8 protein-coding genes and 2 pseudogenes are annotated in these 8028 nt (G+C 62.5%); 7 read left to right on the top strand and 3 right to left on the bottom strand.

What is annotated here, in order from left to right:
• The 6 genes from AC1DXS_RS15665 to AC1DXS_RS15640 all read left to right on the top strand — a co-directional run.
• Positions 1-922 (top strand): aminotransferase-like domain-containing protein (locus tag AC1DXS_RS15665; protein WP_477738403.1); only part of this gene is annotated, 922 nt, incomplete at its 5' end.
• Between the two features lie 226 nt (positions 923-1148).
• Positions 1149-1901 (top strand): hypothetical protein, encoded by a 753-nt coding sequence (locus AC1DXS_RS15660; protein ID WP_477738402.1) that lies wholly within the window; start codon positions 1149-1151, stop codon positions 1899-1901.
• Positions 1898-2443: a GTP-binding protein gene (locus tag AC1DXS_RS15655; RefSeq protein WP_477738401.1), complete on the top strand. Its 546-nt coding sequence runs from the start codon at positions 1898-1900 to the stop codon at positions 2441-2443. Before AC1DXS_RS15660 ends, AC1DXS_RS15655 begins: the two co-directional genes overlap by 4 nt.
• Positions 2440-2826 (top strand): roadblock/LC7 domain-containing protein, encoded by a 387-nt coding sequence (locus tag AC1DXS_RS15650; RefSeq protein ID WP_477738400.1) that lies wholly within the window; start codon positions 2440-2442, stop codon positions 2824-2826. Before AC1DXS_RS15655 ends, AC1DXS_RS15650 begins: the two co-directional genes overlap by 4 nt.
• Complete coding sequence (locus AC1DXS_RS15645) at positions 2823-3185, top strand: hypothetical protein (RefSeq protein WP_477738399.1); 363 nt, start codon at positions 2823-2825, stop codon at positions 3183-3185. Before AC1DXS_RS15650 ends, AC1DXS_RS15645 begins: the two co-directional genes overlap by 4 nt.
• Positions 3186-3262: 77 nt before the next feature.
• Entirely contained in the window at positions 3263-3622 is a 360-nt protein-coding gene (locus tag AC1DXS_RS15640) for a hypothetical protein (protein ID WP_477738398.1), read from the top strand.
• A 73-nt stretch (positions 3623-3695) separates the two neighbouring features.
• On the opposite strand, the pseudogene AC1DXS_RS15635 reads toward AC1DXS_RS15640, so the two are convergent.
• Positions 3696-3896, bottom strand: a pseudogene (locus AC1DXS_RS15635) (citrate/2-methylcitrate synthase); the annotation flags it as partial.
• On the opposite strand from AC1DXS_RS15635, the pseudogene AC1DXS_RS15630 reads away from it, so the two are divergent.
• Positions 3896-4135: pseudogene (locus tag AC1DXS_RS15630) on the top strand (tripartite tricarboxylate transporter substrate-binding protein); the annotation flags it as partial. The pseudogenes AC1DXS_RS15635 and AC1DXS_RS15630 sit on opposite strands and share 1 nt — an antisense overlap.
• A 173-nt stretch (positions 4136-4308) precedes the next feature.
• Here AC1DXS_RS15630 and AC1DXS_RS15625 read toward each other — a convergent pair.
• Entirely contained in the window at positions 4309-5064 is a 756-nt protein-coding gene (locus tag AC1DXS_RS15625) for a hypothetical protein (RefSeq protein WP_477738397.1), read from the bottom strand.
• A gap of 361 nt (positions 5065-5425) precedes the next feature.
• Positions 5426-8008 carry an ATP-binding protein gene (locus AC1DXS_RS15620; protein WP_477738396.1) on the bottom strand — a complete coding sequence of 861 codons (2583 nt, stop codon included), beginning with the start codon at positions 8006-8008 and terminating at the stop codon, positions 5426-5428.
• Positions 8009-8028 lie beyond the last annotated feature (20 nt).

Raw genomic sequence — 8028 nt, 5'->3', positions numbered from 1 at the left:
CCACGTGTCCTCGTCGCGCGCGGTGGCCTGCAGCGCCGCCGACGTGTTCATCACCTCAGGCGCGCAGCACGCTTTCGCCCTTCTGGCCGACGTGCTGGTCACGCCGCAGGCCACGGTGGTGGCCGTCGAAGACCCGGGTTATGCGCCTTTGCACGCGGCCCTGGACTTTCGTGGCGCGCAGCTGCATCGCGTGCCGCTGGACAAGGAAGGCCTGCGCGTCGACCGCCTGCCGCCGCAGGCCAAGGTCATCTGCGTGACGCCCTCGCACCAGTTTCCGGTCGGCACCGCGATGTCCCTGAACCGCCGCGCGCAGCTGCTGGAATTCGCGCGGCAACACCAGGCCGTGGTCATTGAAGACGACTACGACGGGGAGTTTCGTTTCGGCGGGCGCGCGCTTGATGCGCTTCAKTCCCTGGACGACAGCGGCCTGGTGTTTTATGTCGGCACCTTCTCGAAGGTGATGTTCCCTGCCCTGCGCACCGGCTTTGTGGTGGCGCCGGCCTGGGCGCGGGAGCGGCTCGCCTCGGTGCTGCAGGCCACCCATGGTGCACCGCCTTTGCTCACTCAATTGGCCCTGGCCGCCTTTGTTCGTGAGGGGCATCTGGCACGGCACGTGCGGCGCGTGCGCCGCATTTACGCGGGTCGCCGCGACGCCCTCCTGCAGGCGATCGAGCAGCATGCGGAGGGCCTCCTGATACCGCTGCCGTCCGAGGCCGGGCTGCACGTGAGCGCCATGCTGGCGCCTCAGTTCGAAGCCTACGCCGTGGCGCGAGCAGCCACCGAAGCGGGGATAGCGGTGGAAGCGCTGGACCGGTCCGGCCAGCGGCGACTGCGCTACAACGGCCTGACCTTTGGGCTGGGCTTGATCAGGGATGACGAAGTGGCCGCCGGGGTACGGGCCCTGGTGAAGCTATTGGGCTAAATCCTCCCTGCCCTGCGGCCCGTCAGGCGTAGGCCCGACATCACAAGCACCAAGGTCTGCCGGCAGGCTCTTCTGCTGACCAAGTGGACCCGACGATTGGGGCCATTTCCAACACTGTCTTCATCTGGGCTTGTAAGCGGACAGTAATTCTTTGTGATCTATTTCACGGAATAAATAAGAATAAGTAGCTACTTATTCTGGGTGGAAACAAATTCCACTACAGTGTTTGAAACACATTTTTACAAGTATGGCGACTCTCAGCGAATCACCCACACATCCAGCTTTCCTGTCCAGGGTGGTCGGTGTTGAGGGCTTATCTGCGGCGGAAGTGAATTTGCTGCGGACCATCCTGAAACTCAGTACGAAACTGGTGGTCGACTGGACGCTGAACGAACAAGGTCCGTGCGACGTTCTGTTGACTGCGAACGCCAGCAAGCCCGACGGCATTCAGGAAGGCCTCCAGGCCCGAATCGTTGTGCCTGTCGTGCGACGCGGGGATAGCACAGGCGGAGAGTTTCTCGAGCGGCCTTTCAGGGCCGAGGATTTCGTCGCCCTGCTGGGCCGCCTTGCGCCGGCATTGAGTGTGGGAGCACCTGCGGCACGTCCGATCGAAGCGGCCCCGGTCCCGGCCCCGGCTGACAGGCGCGGCCGTTTGAAACGCTGGCCGCCTTCCCAACTGATGGGATCCAGCCGCGAACGCCTTCAGCTGGCGACCCTGCTGTCGCGGCGCTCACGATCAGCCAGTGAGCTGAGCGCGGTGGCCGGTTATCCCGAATCGCAGTGCAGCGCCTTCATGCTGGAACTGGAAAAGCACGACTTGCTGAACTGGGAAATGTCCGGCCGGCCGGAACACGTCCAGCAGCCGGCCCCTACCCTGCCCGCTTCCACCAATGCCGGCGAGCGCCCCAGCGCACCTGGTTTGCTGGGCAGCATCCGCCGCCGGTTGGGTCTGAGCTGGAACAGCCGGAGCGCCGGATGAGGGAATACAAGATTGTTTTTACCGGCACCATGGGTGCGGGCAAGACCACGGCGATCGCGGCGATCAGCGAAACGCCCCCCGTGGTCACCGACGTGGCCAACAACGATGCGTCGCTCGCCAAGGCAAGAACGACGGTCGGGCTGGATTTCGGGCAACTGACGCTGGACACCGGAGACCGGCTGCGCCTGTTCGGAACGCCGGGCCAGGCGCGCTTTGATTTCATGTGGCGCATCCTGGCGCAGAACGCGCTGGGCATCATCATTCTGGTGGACAACTCCCGGCCCGATCCCCTGGCCGACCTGGATGCCTACCTCCAGGGATTTTCCGAGGTGCTGGCGCATACCCCCTGCACCGTCGGCGTCGGTCGAATGGATGCGCACACGCAGCCCGGCCTGGATGCCTATTCGGACCGGTTGGAACAGCACGGCCTGGTGCTGCCGGTCCTGGCCGTGGACGTGCGCCGGCGCGAAGACGTGGCACTGCTGATCGACACCTTGCTGTCGCAGATGGAGTCTTTCATGACAGGGAGCGAAACAACATGACGATGGTTAACGAAGCGGTGCGCAAGGCGGCCCAGGACGAGGCGCGCAGGATGCTTGAAGAAGTCAGCGGCGTCATGGCCGTGGTGGTCGCCACGACCGACGGCTTTGACATCGCCAGTGCCGTCACACGCGATATCGACCCGGTCCGGGTGGCCGCGTTGGCGAGTTCGATCTCCGCCATCGGGGCCGTGGTGTCACAGGAAGCCCAGCTGGGCCGTAGCCGCAGTGTCACCATCAACACGGACGCGGGCTTTGCCTTCCTGAGCGCGATCAACCGCACGGACGTCAACCTCGTGGTGAACGTGATCGCGAATGAACACGCCATCCTTGGGCAGGTGGCCTACCGTTCGAACGCGTGCGTCAAGGCACTGGAGGCGGTTTGAACACGCAGCACGTGTCCGCCGAACTGGCCAACATGGCCTTGACGCCGGGCGTGGGCGCCTGCGCGCTGGTGGATCCGGTCACGGGCATGGTTTACCTGTCCGCCGGCGACCACCCCAGCATTGATTCGATCGCAGAGGCGGCCAGCGACTACTGGCGCCTGTACGCACGCGGCGGCACGGCGTTCGCCGACCTGGGGCCGTTGCAGGCCATCTCCATGATCCATCGCGACGGCGTATTGAGCCTGATGCCGTGCACCGAGGGCATTGTGATGGCCACGTTGTCGGGACGCATGGCGCTGGACATGGGTGCCTGGTTCCAGAAGGTCGCCCGCCTGGGCCAGCTGATACGGCAGGGATGATTTTATGGATACGGGGAAGGTGGCGCGCATGCCTTCCCCGTATCCCCTCAAGAGCATGCGCGCTAGGACTTCAAAAAATGGCCACCATCAAACAATCTCTCGATGAACTTCTCACCCTGGACGGTGCGCTCTGCGCCGCCGTCGTCGACTCCTCCAGCGGCATGATGCTGGGTTCCGCCGGCACCGGTGTGGACCTCGAAGTGGCTGCCGCCGGCAACACCGAAGTCATGCGCGCCAAACTCAAGACCATGCGCTCGCTGGGCCTGAACGACGTGATCGAAGACATCCTCATCACGCTGGGCAAGCAATACCACCTGATTCGCCCGCTGTCGCGCAAGGAAGGCGTGTTCATCTACTTCGTGCTGGACAAGGCCAAATCCAACCTGGCCATCGCCCGGCGCAAGATGCAGGACATCGAGAAGGACCTGAGTTTTTAAGCCCCGGGGCTTCGGGTCTTCGGGGCCAGGACCCGTTACGCCGCAGCCATTTGAATCACCGGCCGGTTGATGCTCAAGCGCGGGCACCCGGCGGCCCATCAGGCACAAGCCCCACATAACGCCCGCTCGGCCGGATCACCTGGGCCACACCCAGTTGCTCCAGGCTGTGCGCCAGCAGGCCCACGCTGCGCGCGGTGGCGAACAAGGCAAAGGCCGCGTCGGCCGGTAACTTGTGGTGCGCGACCAGCGCGGCCAGCGCCACGTCAATATTGGGGCTATGACGCGAATACCAACGGCGGCTTTCTCGCGCCGGCCGGCACACCGCAGGCCGTCATCACCCGCCTCAATGCCGAGATCAACGCGGCGCTCAGGCTGTCCGATGTCAAAGCCAAGCTCGAGGCCGCCGGCATAGAAATCCAGGGCGGCACGCCCCAGGAATATGCCGCATTGATCAAGTCCGACCTCGCCAAATGGGCCAAGGTCGTCAAGGCCGCGAACATCCAGGCGGATTGAGCCCGGCCCGCTGAATTTCTCCCTGTTGTCTCTCCTGTCACTTTGGTGGTGACAGCTTCATCCCGCATGAGAACTGCGGGATTTTTTTGCCTGCCCTTGTCCCGGGCATGGCTCAAGCTGTCAAGGCAGAGGCCGGGCGGCCGGCCCGCCCGTGCTTCAGCTTGCCGTGTTGATCAGAGCGCCGGCTTGGCCGCGCGGCTCTTTTCGCTTTCCAGCGCCTTGGTCCGCTGCTCATCCAGCACCTTGTACCAGTCGGCAAACGCGCTGACATCCATGGCAAAGGACGAGAACTTGTCGGCCAGGCCGTCCTGCTTGCCGGAGCGGGACGACACGCTGTAAATCGTGGCGCAGGCGTTGGTGGGTGCCACGGGGTAATACAGATAGCCCGTCACGACGCCCCCAATGAAATAGTCCTTGAGCGAATCGAAGCAATTGCCGTTCTTGGGCTTGTCATAGACGGTGACCCATTCGATTTCCTTGCCCCCCTTGTCATACATCCAGTGCTGGCTATAGCCCTCGGGGCGCAGGCTGGCCGGATTGACCTTGCCGTATTTGGCCGATGCATCCGCGATGGCCTTTAATGCGGGCCGGTCCCCTGCCGGGTATTCCGTCTTGGCAATGGCCCACACCTTGTTGGTCAAAGGCGAAATGCTGAAGTTCAGGTTCTTGGCTTCGTTGTTGAATTTGGGGACGTAGCTGTAGTTGTCGAAGGTACCGGTTCTGCCGTCTATGGTCAGCTTCAGCGCAGTTTTTGTGCTGCTCACATAAACCTTGTTTTTCAGATCGGTGTTTGCAATATTCAGGGCCTCCTGCACATCCATGCCGAGGCGAATGCCTCCCACATCAGGCGCTGCTGCGTAGGCCGCTCCCACCATGCTGGTGCCAATAGCCCATGCCAAGGCCCATTGGCCTGCGACTTTTATGCTCATGTTTCCTCCCTTGGGTTCTCGATAAAAAAACAGGCCCTGGACAGACATTCCCTTTGGCCTGTGTTGCGACGGCGCGTCCCTGCCGCGCCGCGGGCCATCTTAGCGAGCGCCCCTCAGCGGGCTGGAGAGGCACGCACATGAATTGCAACGAAGCGTTTCCGGGGCGAGATTTATTCCTGGAGAACGTGAAATAGTTGGCAGGGCCACGCGCGCTCGCAGGCGAACTGCGTGATCGCTGTGGTGTGCCGATGAAGGTCAAGCGGGCTTTGCCTGCGGATGCAGGCCCGCCATCACGGCGCCGCCGCAAAAATTTTTCACCCCCACCTCACGAAATTAATCCGGCGGTGCTCGCGTGGGCTGCTCAGGGGTTGGGGACGGCGGGAGGGTCTGCGGGAGTCTGCAGGATACGCTGGATGGTGCTTAACAGCTCCATGCTGGAGGTAGGGGCCTTGAGCAGGACAGCCTCGGCCCGCTTGTCTTCCGTCAGGCCCGTGTCGCTGGGCGAAAACACGATCACCGGCGGCCGCGGATCGAGCGCATCAATATCCTCGACCAGGTCCCAGTTTGACTCCTTGCCCGGCCCCAGGTCCAGCAGTACCAGATCAAAGGGCTGCGCCTGCAGCAGGGCACGCGCTTCATCCAGCGTGGTGGCGGATCTGAAATTGGCAAAATCCTGAGCCACCGCGGCGACAAGGCTCTGGGTATCGAGATCGTCTTGCACATGCAGTATGCGCGGCTTGCCCGCCTGCATGCCGGTGACGGCCCGGCGTACGCTGTGGATCAGCAGTTCTTCGTCAATCGGCTTTTGCAGCCAATCCGAAACCGTGAGGGGTTTGTGGTTGAACTGCAGTTGCCCTTCCTCTGCCAGGGCCGAGATCACCACCACCGGCAGCTTGCGGGTGCTTTCGTCGTCGCGCAGCGCGCTGATGAAGGCAATGCCGTTCTGGCCGGGAAGCTTCAGGTCCACGGTCACGGCATCGTAATGGCTCCCCGCGAGGCAGGCCCGAGCCTGTTCGGCGCTATAGGCCATCTCGGTTTCAAATCCCGCCTTGTCCAGCATCATGCTGATCAGCCTGGCCACGTCGGGGTCATCCTCGCAAATCAGGATGCGCAGCTGAAAGACGTCAGCCTTGGCCCGGAACGGCTGCGCCAAAGGCACCGGAGTCCGCCACTCAGGCAACTCGAAGAAGAAAGTGGTGCCCGTGCCCACCACGCTGGTAAAGCCTATGCTGCCGCCCATCTTCTCGATGAGCGCCTTGGAAATGTTGAGCCCGAGACCGGTCCCGCCTTTTTGCCGGGTGTCGGAGGAATCCGCCTGCGAAAATTTCTGGAAGATACGGCCGCGAAACTCTTCCGGAATGCCCGGGCCGCAATCCACCACTTCGATCCGCACACTCTGGGCCGTGCGCGACACCCGCACCTCCACCACTCCGCCCGGTGGCGTGAACTTCACCGCATTGGACAGCAGGTTGGTCAGCACCTGGCTCATGCGGTCCCCATCAATGCGCACCTGCAGCGGCACATCGGGCGCCCGCAGCCGCAAGGTCGCGCTGTATTGGCCCGCGAAACCCTCGTTGGCCGCCAGCACCTGCTGGACCAGCGGCTTGATATCCATGACCTGCAAGTCCAGGCGCATCTTGCCGGACTCGATCTTCTCGCTGTCCAGCATGTCGTTGATCAAGCGGATCAGGCGCTCACAGTTGCTTTTGGCGATGCCCACGAGGTTCTTCACGGGCTCCGGCAACTCACCGCCAACGCCGCCAAAAATCAGCCCGAGCGAGCCGCGGATGGAGGTCAGCGGGGTTCTTAATTCATGCGAGACGGTCGAAATGAATTCGTTCTTCATGTTTTCGATCTTCTTGCGTTCTGTCAGGTCGTAGGCAACGCAAAGAAAACCGGTGGCCGCAAGCTGCTCATCCCTCAGCGCGGTGACCGACACCATGACGGGCAAACGGGTGCCGTCCTTGCGGATATAAGTCCACTCCCGCTCGTCCGCCGAGCCGCCGCGCGCCCTGGCAACGAGCGTTTCGAAACCGGCCTTGACCGGTTTCCCCAGCTCAACGCTCAATTGCTGCGCGCGCTCCGCCATTTCGGTTTCGTCGTGCAGCACGCCGGGTGTAAGCCGGGTGCAGACCTCGCCGGCCGAATAACCCAGCATGCGATGCGCGCCCTGGTTGAACAGGCGGATCATTCCGTTGACGTCTGTCGAAATGATGGAGAAATTGGCGCTGTCCAGGATTGCCTGTTGCAGTTCGTTGCTTTCCGACAGCTGGTGGCTCAGCGCGCGCTCGACGTCCCTGGAGCGCTTGCGCGCCACCAGCCAGAACAGCAGCGCCAGGGCGAACGCGACGGAGGTGAAGACTGCCACGATGAATCGCGCCTGCTCCGACTGCGCATTGTTGCTCGCGACCAACTCTTGCATCTGCGCGACCTGCTCGTCGGACAGCTGTTGCACCGCGGCCTGAAAGCCGTTCTGTGAATACATCAGCTCCTGCTCGATGATGCGGCTGACTTCACGCTCGTCGCCGGCCCTTTTTGCCTGGAATGCGTCGGCGCGGATCTTCTGGTATTGCAGGCGTCTCTCGGTTGCCGCGAAGAAGGTTTCCGCAAGCGGGCCATCATGCAAGGCTGTATCCAGTTTGCGCAGGATACCGTTGACTTTTTTGACCGTTTCGTCGATCTCGGCGCGAACTTCCTTGTCCAGCGCCGGGTCATTGGTTTTGAGCAGAAGCAGCGTCCGCAGGGTATTGGCGCGCGTCAAGCGATGCCATTCCTTGATCTGCCGCTCCACCACCAGTCCCGCGTCCACCACCTCGTCGTTGGCGCGCTCCAGCTTCATGATCCACCAGACGCCTGTGATCGCTACCAAGGCGGTGAATCCCAGCATGGAGCCCAGGCCAACAAGAAGTTTTCCTTTGATGCCGCCGAATTGCCAGTGTTTCATCGCAGTCTTTTCGTTCCGCA

The organism is Polaromonas sp. P3_B1 (genome assembly GCF_056402935.1).
Note: the sequence above shows the minus strand (reverse complement) of the source record. Positions and strands in the feature narration are given on the sequence as shown.

Coding starts and splice junctions, on each gene's coding strand:
- AC1DXS_RS15655 (WP_477738401.1), top strand. CDS start 1,898: ATGAGGGAATACAAGATTGTTTTTACCGGCACCATGGGTGCGGGCAAG.
- AC1DXS_RS15625 (WP_477738397.1), bottom strand. CDS start 5,064: ATGAGCATAAAAGTCGCAGGCCAATGGGCCTTGGCATGGGCTATTGGC.
- AC1DXS_RS15640 (WP_477738398.1), top strand. CDS start 3,263: ATGGCCACCATCAAACAATCTCTCGATGAACTTCTCACCCTGGACGGT.
- AC1DXS_RS15650 (WP_477738400.1), top strand. CDS start 2,440: ATGACGATGGTTAACGAAGCGGTGCGCAAGGCGGCCCAGGACGAGGCG.
- AC1DXS_RS15620 (WP_477738396.1), bottom strand. CDS start 8,008: ATGAAACACTGGCAATTCGGCGGCATCAAAGGAAAACTTCTTGTTGGC.